The following is a 25,454-nucleotide window of genomic DNA, read 5'->3' as shown; positions in this document are numbered from 1 at the left end:
TTATTTCTCAACTTTTAAAGTAACAGGTGTGCATGGAAGCACCTTAGTGTCTGAATTATATTGTCTGCTTTCCGCTAAATTAGCGCGGCAGACGGAACGGGTGCTGTTAAATGTTCCCATTTCCAGCGTGTTGAATGACGGGTTATAAGCACGGACAATCATTTCCTCTGAATTTTCCGCCTTTTTGATGGTGCTGAAATGCAGCTCAGTGTCCCACTTAAACAGACTGACTTCATGTGCATAGGAGGCGGCATATTTGTTCATGCGGAATCTTGACCAGTCTGTACCGACATAAGTAAGCGGCTCCGTTTTCAGCTCTTCAGTTAATTTCCAGAAGGTTTGATCGCTGCCGTTATTTTGTGGAATTAATGTCAGATCGAACTCATGAGAACCTTGAATCTGCGAATCAGGAGAGGGAAGCACCATGCCCGATGCACGCCCCGGACGATAAGTCAGATCAGCCTGGCCCAGCCAGCCGACACTGCGCAAGAGAGTGACCGCAATACTGTCCTGCTGCTCTTCATGGATCTGATACTCACGAATACCATCCGCAACAACCGCCAGTCCGTTTTTCTGATCGTTCATAATCACCGTGCTCTGCATCGGATATAGAGCTACCGGCGCTTCAGTCCATTTTTCCTGCTCCCATAGATCCATAGCCGCCGGGCGGTTCTGCCGTGAAATAATTCCGAAAGGCTGATCGGCACAATGAGAAGCACAGCTTACCTGCGTCGGGAATAACAACTGAATACGGTGATCTTCAACATTGTTATGCACTGTTGCCTTAGCATTAACAAAGGGTTTGTTATTCGCGATGGTCAGTTCAAGCTCAACCAGCAGCTCCGTTGTGCATTTTCCCGCACGGCGCTCACTGATATTTTTAGGCACGCAAAGCATGTGGCTCAGTTTCAATGTACTGCTTAATTCACCTTTGAAGGTTCGACAGCTGACAGGCTGACCAATACTGCTGACTAAACAGTCTTTTAACAGTGGAGAGAAATTATAGTTATCCCCCTCGTCAGAGCCGTCGACTAATTCAAAAACATTGTTATAAGTAATACCTGAGCGTTTGTCTGTTAAAGTAATTGAAGCATCATCATTTAATTTGAGCTGCAGCCAGTCATTACTGATTTCATGTTCATTAACTTCCACAGGCTGTACATTGCCGGCAGCCGGCAGGCTTTCATTGAGATATATTGTCTTATAACCGTATGCAGGAATATCTTTAACATCTGCCTGTATGGTTAATTTTCGATACCAGGTTGTAGTAGCCTCATTAGACAGCTCTTGAATAATGGTCGACATATCCTGCTTAGATTCAGCAGTAATCTGATAACTGACCGGTTCACCTGCCGCATCACTCAGTGAGAATGAGGTTTCAGGCGTGTAAATAACAAATTCCACAAAACTTTCGCGTTTTTTAGGAATACTGTTGAAGATAATGATTTTGGTGCCGTCCTGAACAGCTTTAATACCATCACATAACTTTTTGAAATTAAGTTCAATAAGCTGCTCTGCTACTTCAATACCGGACTGCAGGCGGTTTGCCACCATGCTGTTAACCCGATCTGAATTACAGCAGCCGATACTGTCATGCGCGTGGCTTTTCATCGCTTCGCGCCAGATATTATTCACTGCATTTTGTGGATACGGCAGACCGTTAACCATATTTAAGGTCAGCAGCGGCTCCAGATAACGGCTCACTGTTTTTTCAAATTTGGCATTCAACAGTTTGATATCCATACGCGTTGAGAAAATACCACGGTGAATTCTCATGTATTTAGGTGATAACAATTCACCTTTAAACAGCGGCAGGTGATCGCTGTTTTCCTGCAGTTCATCAAAAAACAGATCAAAACTGCTGTTCTTAAAATTAAACTCCTTCTGCCCCTCATTTATCTCATCAAGCATGCCCGGGACCTGATATTCAAACGGTGACTGGTCGTTGCCGTTGGGCAGCATAATGCACTCGGATGCTGCAAATTCACTCTGTTTACGTGCTTTTTCTATGATCACCGGCAGTGCTTCAAACGGCTCCGTCGGCAGCCATTTGGCACATCCGTAACCCCACGGCAGAACTGCGGCAGTGACACTGCTGCCGTTTTCACTCTGCCAGTTGAACTCAGTGGTGCTTACTTCATGTTCAGACCAGCCGCGCCAGATAACCGCCCGATCGATATCGAACTCATTCAGCAGCATAGGAAGCTGCTCCATCTGTCCAAATGAATCGGGTACATAACCAATATTCATCACCGGACCGAATTTTTTAGCGTCATTAATGCCCAGCAGCAGATTGCGTGTCATTGACTCTGCGCTTACCACCAGGAAGTCTGTCTGACTGTACCAGGGACCGATTAAAATGCGCCCTTCCTGAATTAACTTAGTAATGCGCTGTTTATTTTCCGGTGCAATTTCTAAGTAGTCATCGAGCACGACCGTTTGTGCATCCAGCGTAAAAGGCCCTAGTGCCGGATCGTTTTCAAGCCGCGTGGCCAGATCATCCATGAAATAATAAAGTAATGCTTTGGAATCATTTTCGGTAAAGTACCACTCGCGATCCCAGTGAGTATGCTGAATTAGATGAACATTTTTCATATATTCTAGATGAGCAGAAGCCCACTCCATGTAATGAGTAAAAAAGTTTATAAGAGAAAAAAGCCGCCCGTTAGTGCACGGCTGTATCAGTGATAAGAACTATCGTTTAAGTGCGAATTTTGGCGCTGCGCTTACTGGTTTTTCGGGTGCTTTAATCGCTTCACCGGTGAAAAACAGTAATGAACCGAGCGCAATAATGGCAGAGCCGACAGCAATAGAGATAACGTAAACAAACCAGCCGTCAACAGCTAACCAGCCGTAAAAACCTGAAATAGGCGCCTTATTAACAGCCCCTAGGCCGACAGCCATAGCCGCACCGGTCGCAGAGCCGATTACATTAACAATGATTACTTTTGGATTGGCGATAGCAAACGGGATTGCCCCTTCAGATACACCGATAAAACCCATTAATGTCGAGGCTTTGCCGGCTTCCTGAAGTGACTCAGGGAAACGGTTCTTCCAGATTAAGGTCGCGATTCCTAGACCGATCGGCGGGATAATAATGGCCACTTGAGCTGCTGTATTAGGATCGTAGATACCCGATGCTAATAGTGCCATTGCCGTTGTAACAGCCGCTTTATTCACCGGTCCGCCAAGGTCGAATCCAACCATGCCGCCGATAACAGCCGCCAGCACAATCTTGTTAGTGCCGCTCATCGCCAGCAGCCAGTTTTCTAATCCGCTATTTAAACTGGAAAGCGGACCACCAACGAGATACATCATAATGACACAAACCAGCAGTGTGCCGCCGACCGGGATAAGGAAGATAGGTCCGGCTGAAGCCAGCGCTTTCGGCAGTTTAATTTTTGCAGCCAGATATTTAACAATGTAACCCGCTAATAAACCGGCAACCAGCGCACCAAGGAAACCTGTTCCGAGATTCGACGCTAATAAACCGCCGATCATACCCGGCGCAAGCGCCGGACGATTCGCAATTGCAAAAGCAATATAACCGGCCACAACCGGCAGCATAAATGATAAAGCCAGGCCGCCGAAACCATCAAAATCATGGAAAAGACGTACAAACGTATTAGCAGACTCACCATGGGCTGCGTCCCATATATTATCGATTCCGTACATAGAGGCACCGATACGGGCTATGCCCATCAGCACTGCACCGGCAATAATAAACGGAAGCATGTAGGACACACCGGTCATAATGGCATTTTTCAATTCAATGCCGATGGATTTCTTTTCACTCTTAAATTTGCTCATTAGTTAAACTCCTTAATGAGAGCCTCAAATAATTCATCACCGTGTTTAATCGGGTCTGCCACGCTGCATTCAATTTTAGGAATATCAGCAAAACGTTCCACATCATTAACAGCAACATCGGCGGCTAGAATTGCCGCATCTGCACGGGCAAGATCTTCAGCGGTAATAATATTATCAGCCCCCATACTGCCTTGTGTTTCAACTTTAACTTCCAGCCCAAGTGCCTTGCCTTTAACTTCCAGTGCTTCTGCCGCCATAAAAGTGTGTGCGACCCCAGTAGGGCAAGCTGCAATACATACGATAAACATAGATGTTTCCTTAATTTAATTTACTGTAAAAAAAAACACAGCGCCTTGTCAGCAGCTGTGTTTTGATGATTTTGTTTAATGTAAAAAAAAACACAGCGACTGGTAGGAAGCTGTGTTTAATCGGGGTAATTATTTTATTTAAAGAAGTAGCCGCGTCTTCAAGAACTGAATACTGGCAGATTTTCATAATAGTTATAAAACAAACTGTAACAATAAAAGATAATGTCGTTAGGGTCTGTTGAATATACATAGACAAACAAGAAGCATTTTGCGTCGAAAGAGAAGCTTCCTGATTTTCCCGCTGCTTATTTTTACGGGTTAATAACAAAGAAGCGCAGGACCATATTGCAGACCATTGCTCAGAGACAGGTTCTGTCGTTTGAGTTGTTTCATTATGATTTATACTGCAGGCTTCACTAAACTGATTACTTTTCTGCACAAGAAAAAAATCCACAACACTGCTTAGCAAAGATATAAAAATACCTTTGCTAAAAATAAATACAGTGTTAAGAAAATTGCTCATTGGATATAATCTCTCTCGTAAAGTGCCGGCATAATACAAAATAAAACTATTAAAATATGTGATTAAATTCACGTTCCATTGACGTGATAATTAATTGAAAAGTAGTTTAGAAAAAATATTTAAAACGAACTCGTCCGCCAAAATCATCTCCTTCAGCAAAATTACTAGCAAGCGAAATACCTTTATCGGTAAGGTTTGTATGGTAAAGTCCAACGTAGATTGAAAAGTCATTAACATCAAAAATATCTGCAAACTGATAAGAGCTGTATACGGTCTGAACTTCAACTTTACCGTCATGCCAGCCGGAAGCCGCATCAAAATCATTCACTCCGTAAACATAACCAAGCCCAAACCCTTTCCATAAAACATTCATAGCCAAAGTGGAGTCTGCTTCATTAAGTGCATCAAGGTAAGCAGCATTCACATCGACTGAAAGATCACCCTGCGAGTAATTGGCAGTTACACCGTAACCGATACGATTACCGACATCACCGGCACTACCGTCAGCAAATATAACCGCATCTTTAACTAAATTAGCTTCCATTGAAGCGGCCACGCGAAAATTATTCGTCTGATAAGCCACAACAGGCCGAACAATGATCGAGTCACTTGAAGCTTCAAGAGCTTTACCGTGATAAGTATCTGCAAATAATTCGGTGCGGTCACCAATCATAGTCGAAACTTCGGTATATAAATTAGCAAACCGGTGGCTATACATGACCTGCCCGGCCTCACCTCCACGTCCGCGTCCCTCTTTCAGCTGATACATATAACCGGCGTTATCCGTATAAAGATCATTCGCAGTATCACCAGAGTATTCCAGAAAAGTATCCTGACCGACAGGGAACATATCGTATGCCTCAAAACGTCCCAAACGCAGCTCCCAGCTGTCTTTCACTCCAAAAGAAAACCATGAATCATCAAGGTTAACTGCACCTGAACTATCCATTAACGGCTGTGCTTTAAATTTTAAATAGTGACCGGATTCGGTTTTACGTTCACCTGCAAATTCAATCAAAATACGTCCAGTCTGATCAAAATGCGAGCTGTCATCACCGGCAGCTGCATCACTCTTCTGTTCATAGTTCAAATCAAATTCAACATCACCGCCGATAGAAAAGCTGCCTTTTTCATTATCAATAATATTAATCCCGGCAGCGGCTGAGAATGATGCAGCCATAGCGGCTGCTGTAATAGATATTTTAAAAAAATTCATAAATTAAATTCCAAAGTTATATTTTAATAGAGCCTGCTCACGCAGACATTGCGCGCAGACTGACGGTAAAGCGAATTTGAATAAACATGCCCCTAAACGGCATATTTCCTACATAGGTACCTCCTTAATTTTTCTGAGAGCAAAAAAAAACACAGCGGCTTGGAAGCGGCTGTGTTTTCTCGGTATGGTGATTATCTTGAAAATAAAATCACTTTTTTCAAGAATGCTGTACTGACAAATTTTAATAATATTGATAAAACAAACGCTAACGATAAAAGACAGAGCACTGATTGTCTGCTGTAGATGCAGGTTCACATAAAAAGCGTTCTGCGCTTTGCGTTTCAAAATGAAATCACTGTGCTGCGCATATTGTCTATTGGTGCAGGGAAGTAAACATGAAGCACTGGACCAGAGTGCAGACCACTGCTCAGACTGCAGATCTGCTTCACTGTCTTCCACGGTGCAGGCTTTAGTCAGATGATTAGTTTTTCGCAGAATAAAAAACTCCACAACACTGCTTAGCAAAGATATAAAAATACCTTTGCTAAAAATAAATACAGCGTTAAGAAAATTATTCATCGGATATTATCCCTGTCGAAAAGTGCGGGCATGGTACAAAATAAAAGCATAATAATTTGTGAAGAAACGCACAAATTCTGCACAGCAATTTTCAATGAACGCCCTAATAGACATTATTTTTTTATTATTTTAGCTCACTAGAAACACTTCAGAATCTACAGCCAAACCTTGCCGCCTGCGGGTATAAAGTGACAGAAAAAAGCAGTGCAGATGCTCCAGTGCAGACCTGAAAATTGATTACTAAAAAATAAAATTGTTACAATTTCCACCTTAAACCAGCAATTTAATAAATTTCAGGCGCTTATTTTATTATGTGATGAAAGTCGAAGATGTATTTGAAAAATTACTGTTATGATAATTAGGAATTTACTAATAACGAGCTGCAAAAATGACAAAAAGATTAAATTTTTTAAGAAACAGGGTGAAGCAGGGAACTGATATTTTAGTTCCTCTTGCTGCTGTGTTTTTTAAAAATATCCTTTTTTTATTTTTACCTCAGGAAGCAGATCTGAATAACCACGGCTCAAATTCAGACTCCGAAAAAGAGGCCGATGATATCTCTTTACAGTGGAGTAAATTGTGGTCACGCCTTAGTGAACAGCTCTTTGCAGCTAAGCGCGTCCGGAAAATATCAAATAATCTAAATTCACAGGAAACTCACAATAGTACCGTTAAACTGCGCAGCGTTAGACAAGCACTACTGGCTCATATCTGTAATGACTCTGCATCTAGCCAGATGCTCAGCTGCTACCGAAACGCAGGAGAACCAGCATTTTCTTTTTACCTCATCCCGCACTTAACTTTCTCTTTTCAAACCATTTTCCTCAAAGCAGTTTCCCGTTTTATTCTCTCTTTCCAGACTATTACTCTCAGCCTTATTTCACAGTTAACCACCTGTTTTCACATAACTTTATTAATTATTTATCCCGATTCCCAGCCTCGCTTCATAAAATATTTGTATCACATTGTGCATTTAATAACGGCCCGCTTAGCGGCGTTTTTCAGCAGACAAAAAAATTCAACAGCCACCAACCCTATTCACAACCATCCATTGTTAACAACCGTTCCCTAAGGAAATAAAAATGAATCAATTCACCAGAAACAGTTTAGCTTCTCTGCTCCTGTTCAGCGCATGCACCTCAGTAACTGCGGCCGAACAAGTGAAAGTTGCCTTTATGCCCGATATACACTTTCATGACGTATATGGTCAGTTTGAAGACGGCAGCTATCAGGGTATTAAAAATAGCAAAAGTGGAGAGTATGCAACGATCCGCAGTATGTACGCGCAGCTGACCTCTACCCGTCTATTTAATGAAAACTATTTTACGCTCATTGCGGCACTCGATGATGTGGTTAAACGCGGCGTAAAATATGTCTCTTTACCTGGTGATTTCAGCGACGACGGGCAGTCAGTTAATGCCCGGGGATTACAGAAAATTCTCGACTCTTACAGTAAAGAACACGGCATTCAATTTTTTGCTGCTCCCGGTAACCATGATCCGGTTCGCCCCTTCGGGCGCGCTAGCGGTAAACCAGACTTTTTAGGCAAAGAAGGTAAAACCCAGCGTATCTTCAGTCGCGGCGCTGAAGAATGTCAGGGATATCAAGGTGACTCTGCAGTAATCGATGCAGGACATGAACTGCCGACAATCTGCAGCGAAGAGATCCGCGAGTTAGGTTATAAAGGATTGATGGACGAACTGGGAGACTTTGGCTTTTACCCGCAGCCGGACTATGTCTACTGGGAAACCCCCTATTCCAGCTATAACGAAAAAAATTACAATTTCAAAACCGCCAGTAAACAAGCGGCTTATACACAGCGTCAATATGAGATTTGTCATCAGGGGACGGGTGGTGAATACAAACAGGAAGGTTATACCTCCTGCACTTCTGTTCCGGATACCAGCTACCTAGTAGAGCCCGTCGACGGGCTTTGGCTGCTCGCCATTGATGCCAACGTTTATACCCCGCAAGCCGATGCAGATCTTAATCAGCCGCAGGCAGCCGCTAATTTCGCCGGCTCCGGTGATGCAGGTTATAACAAAATGCTGACCCATAAAAAGCATGTGATTGAGTGGATGAAAGAGATCGTTGAACGCGCTGAACAACAAGGCAAAACACTGGTCGCATTCAGCCATTTCCCGATGACTGAATTTTATAACGGCGCAGCTGAAAGCATCGAAGATATCTTTGGCCCCGGCAACTTCCAGATGGCCAGATCTCCTAAAGAGGATGTCAGCAGAGCACTAGCGAAAACCGGTATCAAACTGCATGTCGGCGGTCATATGCACTTTAACGATACCGGTGTTAAACGCTATGAAGACGGTAGTTTTCTATTCAATATTCAGGCGCCGTCAATGGCTGCCTACGTTCCCGCATACAAACTACTGACATTTAAACCAGCCGGGCAGGTAGAAGTCGAAACAGTCATACTGGATGAGGTACCCCGTTTTGATGAACTTTTCGAACACTACCAGCAGGAGTGGAAACATCTCAAAGCGACAGGTTCAGACAAGCTGTGGAACAAAGATATCCTCGGCGCGCATAACTACTATGAATTTACCAACTGGCATATTACCGAACTAACGCGTATGCGCTTTCTTCCTGAAGAATGGCCGTGCGATTTAAAGCAGATGTTATTCAGCTTAGACGGCAGACAGATGCTGATCCTCAGTCAGCTTGAAAGCCCAATCAGTCAGGATCAAGTTAACGCCCTCACCAAAGGTCGTCAGGCAATAGAAATTTGTCAGGAGCAAAACAGCAGTTTTGCGCCGGAACAGATTCTAGACCCTGCTTTTAACAAAGCATGGCGCCAGGCATCCGAAAAAGCTGCCGAACTGGCCGCCGAATCTAATCTAAATCTACAGGCATTCGCGGACTGGAACGGTTTTGACCTGGCCGTTGACTTCTACCGCCTGCGCAACGCTGACGAGCTGGCATTTAAAGATGTACAGCGAGGCAGAATTCCGCAGTACAGCCTGCTGGCAGAAACTCTCGCACAGCACCTTAATTCTGAACCGATTAATGCCGACAGTCCGTTCGGCACTGTCTTCAAGCAGCGTTTCGGCGGCTTGTTCGGAATTTTAACAAAATTTGCCAACGGCAATCCAAGTGATCATTTCACACTGGACCTGAATAAAGGAACGATTAAAGACCTGAAATAAAATCAATATATTTTAAATTAACCGGGGCCAAACAGGCCTATATACATAACTTTAAAAGGTATTAGAAAATGAAAAAAACAGCAGCAGTCTTATTATTTACACTGGCAGCCCCGTCATTTGCGATGGATTTTAATGTAATGAGCTTTAATGTTCGAAACAGCAAAGACAGCGTGGCAGGCAGCAGTTACGATGGAAATAACACCTGGGAAAACCGCAAAGGAATTGTTGTCTCTATTTTTGATGAGCAGAAAATTGATATTGCAGGCCTGCAGGAACCCTTTAACGATCAGCTTATTTATCTCGCTCAAAATTTACCTGATTACGGCTGGGTTGGTGTTGCCCGTGACGACGGCAATACAAAAGGCGAAGCGGTGCCTATTTTTTATCGGACAGATAAATACGTGAAATTAGGCGGAGGCACTTTCTGGCTTTCAGATACGCCGGGCGTTGTAGCAAGTCTCGGTTGGGATGCTGAACTTCCCCGCATTACCACCTGGGTGAGATTAGAAGAAAAAGACACGGGTAAACGCGTACTGGTCTTTAATGCTCACTTTGATCATATCGGCAAAACAGCACGTCAGGAAAGTGCACGCTTATTAAGTAAAAAAGCAGAAAAGATTATTGGAAACGGCTCAGATGCGGTGATCGTTTTAGGCGATCTGAATTTTGAAAGAAGCGACACTGCTTCCTATAAAGCGTTGACCGATCTGTTTGAAGATGCAAAAACAGCAGCTCAAACACCATTCAAAAGTATTGATGATCATGATTATACCTACCATGGATATGGTAAAGAGCCCACTGAAGATATTGATTACATTTTTGTAAACACTCAGCTGAATGTAAATACCTTTAAGTATGAAAACGTCATAAAAGACGGCATATATGCATCAGATCATTTACCTGTTATTGCCAATGTGAGCTTCAAGTAACTGTAAAATAAAGACTCAGGGGGGAGTTATTTCCTCCCTTCTACACGATAAGCAGGCGCTAACATAATAGAAATATAATACTGTGCTGTCCCGCATGTTCTGTGCATTTTTATATGCAGAAAAATGCAGGTAAGCACCTCAATATAAAGTAAAAAAAAGAGAAGTGTAAAGATAGTGTAAAGACGGTGTTCAAAGCGATACTTATGATGGTAAAAAACGCCGGTAGCCAAAAATAGATAGTGGACGCTATTTTTATATCTACAGAAAATTGATATTTCCGACCCGTTTTACGATCAGTTAAGTCTCCGCACTTAAAACTTTAAATAAGCGATGCTCAATATCTTTATTTAAAGAATCAAATATAAACACCGTCAGAACAAATTCTATCAATGACTCATTCCTTATTCACTCTGCTGTTTGAGACAGGGGGGTGATCAGGGCTGTAAAAAAGAAGCTCAAAATAAGAGCTCTAAATATAACCACCAATGGGAAGCTGCAGATAAGCACTCCCTTATAACTAAGAAAGGCAATAAATATAATGAAAAAAACTCTTCTAGCACTAGCAGTTATCAGCGCATCAGGCACAGCAAATGCCGGGATCACTCTCTATGAAACAGAGGGTGTTAAAGTCGATTTTGCCGGTGCAGCTGAAATTCAATACATCCAGGAATATGCTGCCGACAGTGAAGCACATTTTCGTCTAGATGACGGTGATCTTTCACTTAATACAACAATTGCAGTTTCTGAAAAGCTCAATGCTGTAGCAGGTATCGCATTTGAAATGGAGTCAGGAGATGTCACCAGCGATGAACTATGGGTTGGTTTAGGCGGCGATTTCGGTACGCTTACTTTTGGACGCCAAAACTTATTTGCCGATGATTCCGGTATTGGTAAAGATTACGAACTTGCCGGTGAAGGTATCGATTTTGTTCAAGACAACGGCGATCAAGTTGCTAAATACGTTTTCGACAACGGTCAGTTCTACTTAGGGGCTGCAGCTCTTTTAGAAAGCGATGGAAAATCAACAACAGAAAATCAAACAACCATTTATGACGGCCGTATTGGTGCCCGCTTCAATGATTTAGATGCACGTGTATATTTTTACTCAGGCGACAGTGTTCACTCAAACAAGTTTGATATTTTCAACGGCGGAATGGATGTGAATATCGACGGATATAACGCTGAAGTTGAATATGTCTTTAATGATTTTGCATTTGCAGCTTCATTCGGTCAGGTTGAATATCAGGGGTCAATTGACAAATCTATTAAAGTTGAAGTGGATACAGCGGCTCTGGCCGGTTCATATGTTATGAATAAAACCACCTATGTACTGGGTTACACTTACTGGAATCCAAAAGAAAATAGTGTAGATGATAAAACCAGTGCAGTTTACGCCAATGTAACTCAGCAGCTGCACAGCAACGTTATAGTGTACGCAGAAGTAGGTTACTCTGATATGGACGATTCAGAATTTGCTTACCTGGCAGGTATGGAAGTTCGTTTCTAAAACAAGTGTTTATCTAAGATACTAGTAGGCAGGGCGACATCGGACGCTGCTTTGCCCGAAAAGAACTATCCCTCATGCGCTAAAAACTCCATAATCATGTGCATATCTAAATCAAAATCATCAGCTCTGACACACTTTACAATCTGCTCATCTTTAGCGACGGCTAAATCGATAGCCTGTGCAATTTCAAAATGCTTCGGCTGCAGACAGTAAAAGGGTTTCACCCAGGGACGAATAGGATCTTTACGGTTAAGAAATTCAACAATTGCTAACCTGTTTGAAGTCAGCTGTACCAAAGCCCCCACCGGATAAACCCCCATACAGCGGATAAACGTATCCACTAAATCCGCATCTAACTGATGGTTTTCAGCTAAGGCGCGTAAAATACTGAAGGCTTTAACCTGAGAATATCCCTTTTTATAACAGCGGCTGGATGAGAGCGCATCAAAAATATCACAGATAGTGATCATCCGCCCATAAACTGAAATCTGCTTGGCTTTAACACCGTAGGGATAACCGATACCATTCAGTTTTTCATGATGCAGAGTCGCGGTCTCTAAACTCAGCTTGCTAATACCCGGTGTTGCTTTAATAATATCAATAGAATGAATAACATGCTGCTTCATTATCGCAAATTCATTGTCGCTTAATTTCCCCTCTTTGTTGAGTATTTTGGCGGGAGTTTTCACCTTACCGACATCATGCAGAAAAGCACCAATAGCCAGCTGCCTGACAGTCTCTTTTTCTAAGTGCATAAAAAAAGCAAAAATAGTCACCAGTACAGAAACGGCAACGGAATGCTCCAGTAAGTATTCATTTTTGCGACGAATATTAAGCACACAGGCAAGCGCACTGGGGTTGTTATAAATAAGATCCATAGACTCATCGGTGATTTTACTGACCGGCTCCAGATCTAAAGGGCAGCCGTTCTGGGCGTCATGAAACAGTTTTTTCTGGATATCTTTAGATTCATCAAATACATGTTTTGCTTTAACCACTTCCTGCTGAAAAAAGATTCTACTTTTCTCTGCGGGTAACAAAGCAGGTTTAGTCAGCGATCTTTGTTTACTGGTATCGATAAGGACGCGCTCTATACCTTTGTTTCTAAAACCTTTCAAGATCTGTTCATTTTCAATCCAGCCAGCCTTAGCAAGATGGAATTTTCCTTTCGGGGAGGTGATATCCAGAATATACATACCCACGCAAACTTCAGAAATACGCTGCTCAACAATCATGATCTGCAACTCCGCATTTGTAAATATCTCAGCACCAGCTTTACAGGAGACTATTTAGTGATGTCGATAATATATAATATAGACCGTAATCAGGCCCGCAGCGCCAATGAAAGCATCACTATTTTGGCGGAATAAACAGGTAGACGAATACAGCTTATATCTGTTCGAGTTAACAGCTTAAATTTTACAAACAGCTAACTGCTCAATTAAAAAACAAGAAAAACAACATTAAGCAAAGATAAGAAACAGAAGAACATGCTGTCAATGAAGGGGTTTATTTTGCATTAAATAATTTAAGTTATATTCTGTGTTTAACAGACGGTCTGGTCGGCAAACTTTTTCCGTCTGTTACTATTTATAAGTTATTTAAATAGGCTTTTTTTACCACCAGGCTTCCCACATTGCACCAACAGCAAATGTATCTTGTTCCGGCTCATAACTGTTTTGTGAATAATTCACCTGATTATCCGCTTCACCAACTGTTGCATAAAAACGCAGCATCGGACGTTCACCGCTGCCTTTGCCAAAACTAATATTCTGTGACAGTGTTACTTTCCATGCACTGTTTTCACCGGCATTATTAAAATCAACCAGTGAATAACCCGCTTCTAACCAGGTAGAATGCACGTTATTCCAGAAATACATAGGGCGGACAATGGTACTGTAGTTAGTACGGTCTTCACTTGCATCTTTCTTATTTTCAAGATTATGGTAAGCAGCTAAATACTCGACAGCGACTTGTTCACTTAGCGAAACATTACCTTCAAGGCTGGCGTATAAAGTGGTTAAATCTTCTGTTTTTGCAAATACTGTGTTGTCAGCATTATCCGCATAACGTACAACAAACTGGTTTGAACCTTTTGACCAGCGGCTGTCAATAACCGCACCAACCTGGTAAGCAGTACTGCTGTTCTGATTGATTTCATTGCCTGTCTCTAAATCATACTGAGTACTTTCAAAACCATAGTTTGCCAGCAGGCTGAGGTCGATAGAGTCTGTTAAACTGATACCGTGCAGTTTAGAAGTAAGCGCATAATTGCCGCTGTCGCTGACCCCGTCAACTTCAGCAACACCGGCCAGATCCAGCTTCAGCCCCCCCAGATCTAAATTATAAAAACCTGCGCCCTGACCGTCATGCTGCATCCATTTATAATCATTAAGTGCCTGCGCTGGACGCTGATGGAAATCCCGCCCCGCCCATAAATACAGATCCGGTTGTGAAGCAAAAACATTTGACGCGCCTGCATAGAATTTTTTCAGACCAATCTCATCACTCCAGTGTTCCATCATCAGCACAATATCCCAGACAACGCCGTCATCTGATTTAAACGCTTTAGAAAACTGAAACTCACCGCCGTTTCCTTCATTACCTAAACGCCCGGTGGCATTACCGGCAAGCTGACCATCGGCAGTGACATATTCAAAAAGGTCGTCGGTGTAGTGCAGACCGTAACGCGCATAACCAGAGAACACTACCCCCTCAGCAATATCAGCAGTGTTTGCAAGAACCTGCTGCTGCAGATCATCAACACTTTGGCTCTCCTGGGTTTCATTCACATTTGAAGCTAGTACCGTCACAGGTAATAAAGCGGCCGCAACAGCAAGCGATAGACGATTATAATTCATTGTTTTTCCTCACTTAAAATATAATTAAAAGACTTTTCACAAAATTCGGCAAAAAAAAAGCAACGCTCTGCTGCTTTTTCTTCACATGCTCCCCGACAGGTAAACTGTCGAGGAAAGTTATTGCTGCGCCGAATTGTGCTGCTCCCTGCCGGCGCTGAATGTTTTAGTTAGTCACTTCCACAGTAAGAACTGCAGACGGATCGACAGTGACTTCGATATAGCTCACTAACACACCGTTAACCTCTTTCTGCTGTGCAGGCTGAGATGAACCGTTAACGCTAAGCTGCGCGTAGTCGCCGTAGAACCTTGCTTCCCAGTTTAACGGTCTGTCAGAGTCGTTAGTTAGAGCTGTTCTAGTAATGCCGTCATGCCTTACCGCCAGCTCCTGATCACCAATCTGCAGATACTGCACTTCTAACCAGCTGATATCCTGCGGCAGGTGCGAAGCGGTTACTACAGCATCATTGGCAGCATCAGGTTCAATACCCATCAAGCCTTCTATGGTATGAGAAATCAGGGTAAATGAAATTTCCGGGTAATCACCGTTGGTTCCCTGTGTCGGACGCTCATGCGGCAGCTCACGTACACTGATGATATATTCCATCCATTTCCAGGCTTCCTCATTACGGTTGTAAGGGAAGAAAGTTTCCGGCAGGTAGGTGTAGGCTTCGATATTATGCGGTGCTTCAGGCGTTGAACCGATGCCGTCACCTACATTGGCAGAGATAAAGTCCAGGTAGTTATCATTTCTAGGACCCGGCTCAGTAATGAGTTTCATGGGCATAAACCAGCTGTTCTCTTTACCGAAATCATTCAGGCGCACACCGTCTTTCTGAACAATATTGACATAGTTAGCTTCGGGGTTATTAATATCCGCCACGCTCCAGTCTTCATTGAAAAACGTTTTAAACTCTTCTGTTTTAGTACGCCATTCCTGCGCACTGCTGGTTTCTCCGCGCGCTTCCAGCATCGCTGTATAAGCAACCATCGCCTGGTACTGAGAACCTATACCGTCACCGGCCTCAATGGGAAACTCGCCGCGTTCATTGTAAGTTGCAGAGCCTTCAAAGATGCCGCCGTAACCTTCAGCAACGCCGTTATTAGTCTGCGTATCATGCAGGTAGATATAATCTGTCATGACTTTTGTGTAGAAAAGCCATAACTGTTCATCTTCGATATAGCGTCGGTCACCGGTCCACAGGAACTGCTCATAGGCTTTTTCAATAAACTCAAACTGCGCCGGGACTTCCCTTACAAAGTAATCATCATGCACGTAATCAATGGTATGCGGACTACCGTCAAAGTTAACCGCCCATAGCGTATACCACTTGCGGGACTCTGTTGAATGATGAGCAAAGATCTCGAACATTGAAAAGTTTTCATTATCTAAACCAGCCAGTTTTGCTCCGGCAGCCTGATGCAGAAAGTCTCTTGAATAAAATGCGGTTCTGTCATAATAACCAGCCCAGTAGGAAGGCAGGTAATCCGCTCGTCCACTGCCGTCATTATTATTCTCATCGCGGTTCACCAGACCGTTTTTACCGGTCATAACAAACTGTTTGGTTTTATCAATTGCCCAGTTAAAGGAATCTTCCAGGCTCTCATTTGATGAGCTGATTGCCACCTCTTTATCTTTAACAGTAACAGCCGCCGTCCAGGTTTCAGTCCCGCCGTCTTTATCGATCAGTTCAATGCTGACAGGATCAGTGAAGTCAAGTATGTCGCCAGTGCTCACTGATGAAGTTGAATCCTGTGATACACTCATTGCGCTCACAGTTAAACTGCTGATATCGGTGTTATAAGGCACAAAAAAATCAATCGTCTTATCATTTTTGTTAATGCCGGTTTCTCCAGACTGCTGATCCACAGCAAACTGAATAACCTGATTTAATACCGGCAGCTCGTCCTTGTCCGTTTTTGATAACTTAACGTTATCCACATTCACCGCACTGTCATTGGAACCGTTGAAAAATATTTTGACCTGCTCGCCTTTTTCCAGTGGAATAGTGGTTACTTTTGAGAATTTATACTTGTTGCTGACAGCTGCAGTACGGTTAATCAGCACCTCATCAAATAGATTTTTGATACCAAATTCTGCATTAGCACCTGTGCTGTTGATATAAGCAGACAGATCATAATAAGCCGTTTCCGGAATGGTAATCGTCTGGGTAATACCGTGATCTGCACCGATCGCGATACGTCCACGGTTTTCTCCCTGATAAGTAAATGAACCTTTAATATTCGCTACATCGTAACTCCAGCCCAGCCCTTTATTATCAAAACTCGGATTATTGACAATATTAATATCTATCGGCCCCACAGCTTCACTTAAGCTCGGCTCTCCGACAGTTCCGTCTTCACCAACAGCAGAGACTTCAAATTTAATATATTTATGGAGCTGAGCCTGGTCTATCAGCAGCGACTCTTCCGTTGCACCGGAGATAGGCACATAATCAGCATCTTTAGTGTCAGAGATGAGCCATCTCACGCTGGACACATCTGCACTGCTCTGGCCCTCTTTTATATCAAAGTTTCCCTCTAAAACAGTACCTACCGAGCCCATTCCTTTTACGCTCAGGTTTTCAGTCTCCGGGCCCGTATTTGAGCCCCCGCTACTGCTGTCATCATTACATCCACTTAGTGCCAGCGCACCGGATAGAGCAAATGCTAAATACTTCAACTTCATACTTTTCTCTCCAAAATCACATCAGATTAGTTTTATGCTGTTTGCTGTTACATTTACCGCCAAATTCAGGCAGTCAAATACCCTCCCTTGAAATACAGCCGAATAAAGTCAGCAGCAGAGACGGGATAAACAGGTATTTGTTAAAAGGGGTAAAACAGACAGACCGGCATTTATGCACAGCCTGCCCGGTTAGCTGTTAAGACTGAGGTACGGCAGCACCGTCGTATTTATCTTCCAGATGGGCTTGCACCTTGGCATGGTAAGCGCCGTTTAATTTATAGTAACGGAAGTACAGAACCAGCGTGACGGCAAAGAATAAGGCTGGCAGACCAATCATGATGAACTGCATGCCTAAAATGGTATCGGCAGACTGTTCAACATTAGGCACGTAATCAACTAATGTCAGTGCGATACCGATAAAGAAAGCAGCAAACGCAGAGCCGGCTTTGACCACTAAAGTCTGTACCGAATAAGCAATACTTTCGCAGCGCACACCTAATTTGTATTCACCGTAGTCCACAGTATCCGCGACCATGATCACGTTAAGTACCCAGAACAGCGCGGTACCTATCTGCAGCAGTATGCCGGCAGTTGAAATCAGAAATATGCTCTGCGAATCGTTCATACCGATATAAATCAATACTCCGCAGCCTAGGATAGGGAAGATTGACGCACCGGCCCAAAGTTGGCGGCGGGAGAATAGCTTAGCTAGTTTAGGGAATAACACCAGGGTGATAAGGTTTGCGATACCGGCATATGCCATGTAATACGGGAACAGATCAGGGTCACCAACAACATAAGTGAAGTAATAAACTGCGAACGCCATAATAATATTGGTTGCAGTGTTGTAAGACAGCGCCATAAATAACAAACTACTCAGCTGGCTGTTTTTGTAGATAAGCGATATCATTTTCTTAAGCGGCACTTTATCTTCAACTTTAGTGTCGTCTAAGTTAGCAGTCGAGTAGCGTTCTTTTACATTACGCAGAGTGATAAATGTCGACAGTGCAAAACAGACAATCAACACTAGCGTCAGCATTTGAAAACCAAAACCTTTATCATCTCCACCCACATAGTCGACAAACGGCATCGCAATCGCTGCGATCACAATCCATGCTAAGCTGGCAAAAAAACGCGGGAAAGGAACCAGTTCTTCACGCTCACGTTTATCCAGCGTTAGCGTCGGCACCAATGACCAGAACGGAATATCCATTAAGGTATAAGTCATGCCCCATAAAATGTAAGTAACCGAGGCATAAACGATAAGCCATGGTCCTTCAATATAATGAGCCTGAAACAGCATATACAGCACCACAGAGTTAGCGATGGTACCAATAAGAATCCAGGGTTTGAATTTACCCCAGCGGCTGCGGGTATTATTTACCACCCAGCCCATAATAGGATCATTAAACGCATCCCAAAATCGTGCAACTAAGAAAATAGTCCCGACCACGCCCGCAGAAATACCAGCGACATCGGTGTAGTAAAACATCAGGTACATATAAACAATGGTGATAGCAAAGTCTTTACCAAAAGCGCCAAAGCCGTAACTCAACTTTGTCTTCATTGTTAAACTCATAATTTTTCTCCTAAATATGCCCTCCACAGCGAAGGGCATCGATTTATCAGCGGTAACAGCAGTCCAATAATGTTCTATTTATTTACGCTGGTTAAAATAGACCTAATCATTAGAGTTGTTATAAATCCACTCAGGCAGCCAGCCTTGATGGGATTCAATCAAATCATCAACCAGGGCATAAATCTCGTCGATTCCCAGCACGGCAGCTGTATGCGGGTCTAACATAGCAGCATGGTAAATACTTTCGCGTTTCTCTTCAGTAATGGCTTCTGTCACTAAGGTCTGAACATTAATATTGGTGGTCATCAGAGCAGCCAGATGACTTGGAAGACGGCCGACTGCTGTAGGCTGGATGCCGTTCGCATCAACTAAGCAAGGCACTTCAACACAGCAGCCTTCAGGCAGATTGCTGATCAGGCCGTCATTACGCACGTTGCCGTAAATCACACTCGTCTCACCACTCCAGATGGAGTTGATAATCACGCTGGCATATTCATTGGAAGCCGGTACTTCCACTTTTTCACCGTTTTTAAACTCCTGCAGATCATTTTTCCAGTCGGCAATCTGCTCAACGCAGCGTTTCGGATATTCATCCAGCGGCACCTTGTAACGTTCAATCAGATCCGGACGGTTAGGTTTAATAAAGTAAGGCGTATATTCAGCAAAATGCTCAGACGACTCAGTCACAAAGTATCCGAGCTTTTTAAACATCTCATAACGAACCAGATTCTGACAGCGCAGATGATCTTTACGAGCTTTTGGTGCATCACCACGTTCAAAAGCAGCCAGCATATCCGGGTAGACACTGACGTATTTACCCTGCGCATCTTTTTTCTCCAGCGACAGGTAATAAGCCATATGGTTGATACCTGCACAGACATAACGCAGCTCGGAAGCATCAATATTAAGATCATCCGCTAACTCTTCAGCCGTTCCCTGAACCGAGTGACATAAACCAACCTGCTTAATATTCGGGAACTTTTTATACATTGCCCAGGTATTCATTGCCATCGGATTTACATAATTAAGCATTACGGCATCCGGGCAGATCTCAGTCATATCTTCGCAAAGCTTCCAAAGATGAGGAATAGTACGCAGTGCACGCATAATGCCGCCCGGCCCTAAGGTATCAGCAATCGTCTGCTCTAAACCGTGACGCTTACAAACATCAAAGTCAGTGACAGTACAAGGCTCATAACCACCAATCTGAAAAGCTACAACCACAAAATCTGCATCCTGAAGCGCTTCTTTCTGGCTGGTATGGCTGCTAAGCTGACCACGGGCTTCCGCTGTATCCATTAATTTGTTAACCACTAAATGGGATTCTGCAAGACGCTCTGGATCAATATCCATTAGAGCGACATCTGCATTTTTAAGTGAGGCTTTATGAAAAATATCACCAAGAATATTTTTCACAAAAATCGTAGAGCCTGCGCCGATAAAGGCTATTTTCGGGTTTTTCATGTTACTTGTATCCTTATTTCATGTTATTTCATTTCGTTTCGATAACAGCATCATTACATAACGCCGCTGAGCGCATCTCCTCGAATAAACTTATCAATGTCCTGTTTTCTCAGATCCCTGTTAAGGCAGTAGAAAATCTTAGGAAATGAGACAAATTAGAGCAGATAACAGATGCTCTTTTGCATCGCTATGCTCAATCAACAGGCTCCTTATCAGCAGAGAAAATAAATGAAAGCTGAAATGCTTAGATAAGCATCAGATATTTAAAGGATTTATTCTTTATATCAATAGGTTACAATATCTTCCAGAAGTTTTCAGACTATGATCCGCATCTGAGTTTAAATTGACATAATCTGCTACATATTAGGGACTGTATTTTTAACCTCGGAATTGTGATGAAAACACCGACTGACCCTGAGTTAACTCTGGAAACAATAGATGCCTATTCAACGGAAAGTGTCACCGTCAGCCCTCTGTCGCTGTATTCATCCTATGATCAAATTGATGTTGAATTACGCCCTCCCCATGAGATGCCGGGTTATCACTGGCATGGCCAGGTAGAGGTCAATATCCCCTTCGGTGATGATGTGGAATATATTATCAACGGTCAGCCGCTGCTCCTTAAAGCAGGCCGTATCTGCCTTTTCTGGGCCTCGGTCCCGCACCGTTTAACCGATCCCGGTCAAAGTCATAATATGGGCATAATCAATATACCCATACACCTTTTCCTTTCCTGGCCCTTGAGCCGCGAACTGCTTAACCAGATAACCCACGGGGCAGTGCTGCAGTCATCCCGCCCCGGGCTGGTCAGTGAGTTTGAGCTTGAGCGCTGGACATCGGAAATGGAGCAGTCGGCTCCCGGCCGCCAGCAGCTGGTAGCGGATGAAATCTGCTTAATGCTTAAGCGCATCTGCCTAGACGGCTGGGAACGCTTGTTAAGCAACCAGTGTGAGAAATCCAGCAGCCAGGGAGTGTCCAAACACTCGCAGTTTTACGTACGTCAAATGCTCGCTTATATTGCAGCGAATCACGACAGTCCTTTAACAATACAGCAGATAGCGGATCATATCGGCCTGCATGCCAACTATGCGATGGGTTTGTTTCAACGCGTTATGCAGCTGACTATTAAACAGTACATAACAGCAATGCGAATTAATCATGCCAGAGCACTGCTCAGCGATACAGACCGCACTATTCTTGATATTTCACTGACTGTCGGTTTTAACTCCAGCAGCCGCTTTTATCATACTTTTCAGCGCTATTTAGGCATAACACCAACACGTTACCGGGTCTTAAGCCGTGAAGATCACCGCTGGCTGCAAAAAGGCGTCAGTCCGCTGCAGAATCTCGAAAAAGGCGCCTGTGACGGCAGAAATCCAGTGGGCACATCTCTAAAATAAACAGGTACTTCTCTTATAAAATGCGGCATCAATAAAAACGGAGGCAGGAAAATATGTATGAATGGCATTGTAAAAAATATGAACAGCTTTCATTAGATGAATTATATGAAATACTAAAAATTCGCCAGGAAATCTTCATTGTCGAACAGGATTGTGCTTATCTGGACGCCGATGGTCTGGATAAAAATTCCTGGCACCTTTTTGTACAAAAATCTGATGATTCTGAATCCAGCCGAATAACGGCTTATTTACGCGTTGTGTTTCCCAAACATAAATATCAGGAGCCCTCTATCGGACGTGCTCTGACCAGCAAAGAAAGCAGAGGCTCAGGACTAGGAAAAGAACTCACTAAAAAAGCGCTGCTGCTGATCGAAAAAGAATATCCCAGCCAGGTGACCCGTATTTCTGCACAGCTGTATTTACAACGCTTCTATGAGAAGCTGGGCTTTACAGCGGTATGCAAACCCTATGATGATCAAGACGGCATCGCACATATTGAGATGCTTAAGAGTAAATAAACAGGCAAAAAACAAGCCGCAGTTTATTTGTATGCTTTGCTGTTAAGCTCGCGTTAACAGCACAACATCAATTAATCATCTTTTACCCGAAGATTAGCAAAACATCACAAATCACAGCCTGCAGCTCGAAAACCGCATAAAAACAACATCTACGATACATTACAGTCTTAGCTCAGCATTTGGAGACGTATAATAATTTATTACTACCAGGATATTAACCACTCCGTCAGGAAAATGAAAAAACAGTTACTGTTCAACATGTTGCAAAAAACTTCACACTTATTGAGTTTAAATCACAGTTCTTGATTTTACAAATCAAGAACACGCTTCTTATTATCATGAGCAATTTACAAACAACAACACACAACTTAATAAGCAAGGTTTAATCACATGAACTCTTTCATCAAAAAAAAGACAACCTCAACAGGCATTGCATTGCTCTCCATCTTCGGCGGTTCTGGCGGCGGTATTCCTGCAATAAAAATTTGTAGACAAAGCTGCAAAGCTATTTTTGTGCTCTTACTGCTTACCTTGACAGGGTGTAAGCGCTCAACTGATGTAGAGTTTGATACTGTTCAAAAACAGTCTCCCAACGCCCCCGTTTTGACGCAGTTTTCCTTTACGGTGGATAAAGGCCAGGTTCTGACCATGGATGCAGCACCTTATGTCAACAGCGACAAATCATGGCAGCTGACCTCAGTGACTGATCCTAAAGGGCTGGTAAGTAATATCAGCATTAACGGAAGCAGCGCTACAATGACGGCTGATCACGCCGGGGTAACGGCACTTTCCTGGCTGATAACTCAAGAGGGTAAAACTTATTCCTCCGTTTTTTATCTGGCCGTGCAGGATGTCAGCAGCTCCAGCACCCCGCCAACGGCTGCCGACATTAGACGCAGTACCGATAGTGAAACCTCTATTTCTATTGATTTGTCGCAGGCAGTCAGTGACGCAGACGGCGACACGCTGACCATTTCCATGTTTGCTCAATCGCCAGACCGCTTTACTCTGGATGGTATGGATGTGACGTATACGCCGTCAGGCTATGTGGGTAATGATATAGCGATGTACAGCGTGGAGGACGGCAGCGGCGGCTTTGCTATCGGACAAATTTCAGTTATCGTAAATGATGCCAACCCGCCTGTGCCTAATACCCCGCCGACGGCCGATGACCATGCGGTGTCTTTAAATCAGGGAGAAAGCCTTGATATTGATATCAGCACTTTGGTGAGTGACAGTGACGGGGATGACGTTTCCCTGACTAAACTAATTGCAGCTTCCGGGCGTGCTTCGATAACCGATGCTAAGACTATTACCTATTCTTCCGGCAGTTTCAGCGGGCTGGACAGTTTTGTGTATATCGTATCGGACGGCAAAGGAGGGATAGCGCAGGCGGAAATACAAGTCACCGTAAACCCCGTTGCAGTTCCACCGCCTTTGCAGACCAATCCACTGGTACTGAGCATGACAGCTGGAAATACGACTGTGTTCGATATTTCTTCAAGCGTGAGTTCCGGACTGGACTGGCAGTTAACCGCTGTGAATGACCCTGCGGGGCTGGTAAAAGTCGGTATTATTGCCTCGCAGTCGGTGACACTGACGGCCCTTTCTTCTGGTATTGCCAGAGTCTCCTACACGGCGGAAACTGCGAATGAATCCAAAAGCAGTGAACTGATTATTAGCATCAGTGAGGCCGATACTACCCCGCCAAAAGCCCGGAATATTACCCTGAATACGGATAATATTACCCCTTTATCAGTGAATTTAAGCGCTTATATCAGTGGCACTGACAGCGATTCGCTGCGCGTGACTAAGCTGCTGCAGGCAAATACTCGTTTTAAGCTTTCAGGCAGCACAGTAACCTACACTCCGGCAAATTTTATCGGGGTTGATTCAGCTGCCTATGTGGTGGAAGATAAACGCGGCGGCTTTGCTGTCGGATATATTTCAGTTGTCGTGAAAGATGCCAACCCGCCTGTGCCTAATACCCCGCCGACAGCAGAAAACCATGCGGTGTCTTTAAATCAGGGAGAAAGCCTTGATATTGATATCAGCACTTTGGTGAATGACAGTGACGGGGATGAAGTTTCCCTGACTAAACTAATTGCAGCTTCCGGGCGTGCTTCGATAACCGATGCTAAGACTATTACCTATTCTTCCGGCAGTTTCAGCGGCCTGGACAGTTTCGTGTATATCGTATCGGACGGTAAGGGAGGGATAGCACAGGCGGAAATACAGGTCACCGTTCACCCCGTTGCAGTTCCTGCACCTTTGCAGGTTAATCCATTGGTGCTGAGCATGACAGCGGGAGAAACTCGCCCATTCGATATTTCCTCGAGCGTGAGTTCCGGACTGGACTGGCAGTTAAGCGATGTTAATGACCCTACGGGGCTGGTAAAAGTCGGTACTATTGCCTCGCCGTCGGTGACTCTGACGGCCCTCTCTTCTGGTATTGCCCGAGTCCGCTACACGGCGGAAACCGCGAATGAATCCAAAAGCAGTGAACTGATTATTAGTATCAGCGAACGCGATACTACTCCGCCAAAAGCCCAGAATGTCACCTTGGAAACCGACAATGATACTTCTGTGACAGTGGATTTAAGCGCTTATATCAGTGGTGCCGACAGCGATTCGCTGCGCGTCACTAAGCTGCTGCAGACAGATGAACGTTTTGTGCTTTCCGGCAGCAAAGTAACCTACAACCCGGCAGGTTTTATCGGGGTTGATTCCGCCACCTATGTGGTGGAAAATGAACGCGGCGGCTACGGTTTGGGATTAATAATGGTTAATGTGGCGGATGCTAATCCTCCCGTGCCTAATAATCCGCCGACAGCGAAGGGCTACACTCAAACAACCGACAGCGATACATCGGTGTCGTTGGATTTGAGTGCTTTGAAGCTTATCGGGGAT

At 43.9% G+C, this 25,454-nt stretch carries 18 protein-coding genes; 7 read left to right on the top strand and 11 right to left on the bottom strand.

From position 1 onward, the window contains the following. The 6 genes from G327_RS0111445 to G327_RS0111420 all read right to left on the bottom strand — a co-directional run bounded on the left by G327_RS0111445 (position 1) and on the right by G327_RS0111420 (position 6,436). Entirely contained in the window at positions 1-2,595 is a 2,595-nt protein-coding gene (locus G327_RS0111445) for a glycoside hydrolase family 38 N-terminal domain-containing protein (RefSeq protein WP_019614918.1), read from the bottom strand. Between the two features lie 99 nt (positions 2,596-2,694). Then, positions 2,695-3,810: a PTS fructose transporter subunit IIC gene (locus G327_RS0111440; protein ID WP_019614917.1), complete on the bottom strand. Its 1,116-nt coding sequence runs from the start codon at positions 3,808-3,810 to the stop codon at positions 2,695-2,697. Next, a complete protein-coding gene (locus G327_RS0111435) occupies positions 3,810-4,118 on the bottom strand; it encodes a PTS fructose transporter subunit IIB (protein WP_019614916.1) in 309 nt (102 codons plus the stop codon). The genes G327_RS0111440 and G327_RS0111435 overlap by 1 nt, the downstream gene beginning before the upstream one ends. 10 nt (positions 4,119-4,128) lie before the next feature. Beyond that, on the bottom strand, positions 4,129-4,641 hold the full coding sequence (locus G327_RS0111430) for a hypothetical protein (RefSeq protein ID WP_019614915.1): 513 nt from the start codon (positions 4,639-4,641) through the stop codon (positions 4,129-4,131). Between the two features lie 106 nt (positions 4,642-4,747). Continuing rightward, positions 4,748-5,857 (bottom strand): carbohydrate porin, encoded by a 1,110-nt coding sequence (locus tag G327_RS0111425; RefSeq protein WP_019614914.1) that lies wholly within the window; start codon positions 5,855-5,857, stop codon positions 4,748-4,750. Between the two features lie 108 nt (positions 5,858-5,965). After that, entirely contained in the window at positions 5,966-6,436 is a 471-nt protein-coding gene (locus G327_RS0111420; protein WP_019614913.1) for a hypothetical protein, read from the bottom strand. 388 nt (positions 6,437-6,824) lie between these two features. Between G327_RS0111420 and G327_RS0111415 the strand changes: the two genes are divergently transcribed. The 4 genes from G327_RS0111415 (at position 6,825) to G327_RS0111395 (ending at position 12,036) form a co-directional block, all read left to right on the top strand. Continuing rightward, positions 6,825-7,508 (top strand): hypothetical protein, encoded by a 684-nt coding sequence (locus G327_RS0111415; RefSeq protein ID WP_019614912.1) that lies wholly within the window; start codon positions 6,825-6,827, stop codon positions 7,506-7,508. A 10-nt stretch (positions 7,509-7,518) separates the two neighbouring features. Further along, on the top strand, positions 7,519-9,600 hold the full coding sequence (locus G327_RS0111410) for a metallophosphoesterase family protein (protein WP_019614911.1): 2,082 nt from the start codon (positions 7,519-7,521) through the stop codon (positions 9,598-9,600). A 68-nt stretch (positions 9,601-9,668) separates the two neighbouring features. Further along, complete coding sequence (locus G327_RS0111405) at positions 9,669-10,529, top strand: endonuclease/exonuclease/phosphatase family protein (RefSeq protein WP_019614910.1); 861 nt, start codon at positions 9,669-9,671, stop codon at positions 10,527-10,529. A gap of 538 nt (positions 10,530-11,067) precedes the next feature. Then, positions 11,068-12,036 (top strand): porin, encoded by a 969-nt coding sequence (locus G327_RS0111395; RefSeq protein WP_019614908.1) that lies wholly within the window; start codon positions 11,068-11,070, stop codon positions 12,034-12,036. A gap of 65 nt (positions 12,037-12,101) precedes the next feature. On the opposite strand, the gene G327_RS0111390 is transcribed toward G327_RS0111395, so the two are convergent. From G327_RS0111390 to melA, 5 genes are all read right to left on the bottom strand, one after another. Next, positions 12,102-13,271, bottom strand: a complete 1,170-nt coding sequence (locus G327_RS0111390; RefSeq protein ID WP_019614907.1) for a cyclic di-GMP phosphodiesterase — start codon at positions 13,269-13,271, stop codon at positions 12,102-12,104. A gap of 381 nt (positions 13,272-13,652) precedes the next feature. Then, complete coding sequence (locus G327_RS0111385; protein ID WP_019614906.1) at positions 13,653-14,897, bottom strand: carbohydrate porin; 1,245 nt, start codon at positions 14,895-14,897, stop codon at positions 13,653-13,655. A 163-nt stretch (positions 14,898-15,060) separates the two neighbouring features. Then, a complete protein-coding gene (locus tag G327_RS0111380; protein ID WP_019614905.1) occupies positions 15,061-17,583 on the bottom strand; it encodes a hypothetical protein in 2,523 nt (840 codons plus the stop codon). 196 nt (positions 17,584-17,779) lie between these two features. Beyond that, a complete protein-coding gene (melB, locus tag G327_RS24535) occupies positions 17,780-19,162 on the bottom strand; it encodes a melibiose:sodium transporter MelB (protein ID WP_019614904.1) in 1,383 nt (460 codons plus the stop codon). Positions 19,163-19,264: 102 nt separating this feature from the next. Then, entirely contained in the window at positions 19,265-20,626 is a 1,362-nt protein-coding gene (gene melA / locus G327_RS0111370; RefSeq protein ID WP_019614903.1) for an alpha-glucosidase/alpha-galactosidase, read from the bottom strand. 395 nt (positions 20,627-21,021) lie between these two features. Here melA and melR point away from each other — a divergent pair, with 395 nt between their 5' ends. The 3 genes from melR to G327_RS0111355 all read left to right on the top strand — a co-directional run. Next, positions 21,022-22,026 (top strand): transcriptional regulator MelR, encoded by a 1,005-nt coding sequence (gene melR / locus G327_RS0111365; protein ID WP_019614902.1) that lies wholly within the window; start codon positions 21,022-21,024, stop codon positions 22,024-22,026. A 53-nt stretch (positions 22,027-22,079) separates the two neighbouring features. Next, complete coding sequence (locus G327_RS0111360; protein WP_019614901.1) at positions 22,080-22,544, top strand: GNAT family N-acetyltransferase; 465 nt, start codon at positions 22,080-22,082, stop codon at positions 22,542-22,544. Positions 22,545-22,934: 390 nt separating this feature from the next. Beyond that, positions 22,935-25,454, top strand: a 2,520-nt coding sequence (locus G327_RS0111355; protein WP_019614900.1) for an Ig-like domain-containing protein, incomplete at its 3' end; no start/stop codon positions are given.

The sequence above is a fragment of the Psychromonas ossibalaenae ATCC BAA-1528 genome (assembly GCF_000381745.1).
GTDB classification, from domain to species: domain Bacteria; phylum Pseudomonadota; class Gammaproteobacteria; order Enterobacterales; family Psychromonadaceae; genus Psychromonas; species Psychromonas ossibalaenae.
Note: the sequence above shows the minus strand (reverse complement) of the source record. Positions and strands in the feature narration are given on the sequence as shown.

What these genes read in the sequence shown, in the direction of transcription:
- G327_RS0111445 (WP_019614918.1), bottom strand. Translation starts at nt 2,595, where the DNA reads ATGAAAAATGTTCATCTAATTCAGCATACTCACTGGGATCGCGAGTGG.
- G327_RS0111440 (WP_019614917.1), bottom strand. Translation starts at nt 3,810, where the DNA reads ATGAGCAAATTTAAGAGTGAAAAGAAATCCATCGGCATTGAATTGAAA.
- G327_RS0111435 (WP_019614916.1), bottom strand. Translation starts at nt 4,118, where the DNA reads ATGTTTATCGTATGTATTGCAGCTTGCCCTACTGGGGTCGCACACACT.
- G327_RS0111430 (WP_019614915.1), bottom strand. Translation starts at nt 4,641, where the DNA reads ATGAGCAATTTTCTTAACACTGTATTTATTTTTAGCAAAGGTATTTTT.
- G327_RS0111425 (WP_019614914.1), bottom strand. Translation starts at nt 5,857, where the DNA reads ATGAATTTTTTTAAAATATCTATTACAGCAGCCGCTATGGCTGCATCA.
- G327_RS0111420 (WP_019614913.1), bottom strand. Translation starts at nt 6,436, where the DNA reads ATGAATAATTTTCTTAACGCTGTATTTATTTTTAGCAAAGGTATTTTT.
- G327_RS0111415 (WP_019614912.1), top strand. Translation starts at nt 6,825, where the DNA reads ATGACAAAAAGATTAAATTTTTTAAGAAACAGGGTGAAGCAGGGAACT.
- G327_RS0111410 (WP_019614911.1), top strand. Translation starts at nt 7,519, where the DNA reads ATGAATCAATTCACCAGAAACAGTTTAGCTTCTCTGCTCCTGTTCAGC.
- G327_RS0111405 (WP_019614910.1), top strand. Translation starts at nt 9,669, where the DNA reads ATGAAAAAAACAGCAGCAGTCTTATTATTTACACTGGCAGCCCCGTCA.
- G327_RS0111395 (WP_019614908.1), top strand. Translation starts at nt 11,068, where the DNA reads ATGAAAAAAACTCTTCTAGCACTAGCAGTTATCAGCGCATCAGGCACA.
- G327_RS0111390 (WP_019614907.1), bottom strand. Translation starts at nt 13,271, where the DNA reads ATGATTGTTGAGCAGCGTATTTCTGAAGTTTGCGTGGGTATGTATATT.
- G327_RS0111385 (WP_019614906.1), bottom strand. Translation starts at nt 14,897, where the DNA reads ATGAATTATAATCGTCTATCGCTTGCTGTTGCGGCCGCTTTATTACCT.
- G327_RS0111380 (WP_019614905.1), bottom strand. Translation starts at nt 17,583, where the DNA reads ATGAAGTTGAAGTATTTAGCATTTGCTCTATCCGGTGCGCTGGCACTA.
- melB (WP_019614904.1), bottom strand. Translation starts at nt 19,162, where the DNA reads ATGAGTTTAACAATGAAGACAAAGTTGAGTTACGGCTTTGGCGCTTTT.
- melA (WP_019614903.1), bottom strand. Translation starts at nt 20,626, where the DNA reads ATGAAAAACCCGAAAATAGCCTTTATCGGCGCAGGCTCTACGATTTTT.
- melR (WP_019614902.1), top strand. Translation starts at nt 21,022, where the DNA reads ATGAAAACACCGACTGACCCTGAGTTAACTCTGGAAACAATAGATGCC.
- G327_RS0111360 (WP_019614901.1), top strand. Translation starts at nt 22,080, where the DNA reads ATGTATGAATGGCATTGTAAAAAATATGAACAGCTTTCATTAGATGAA.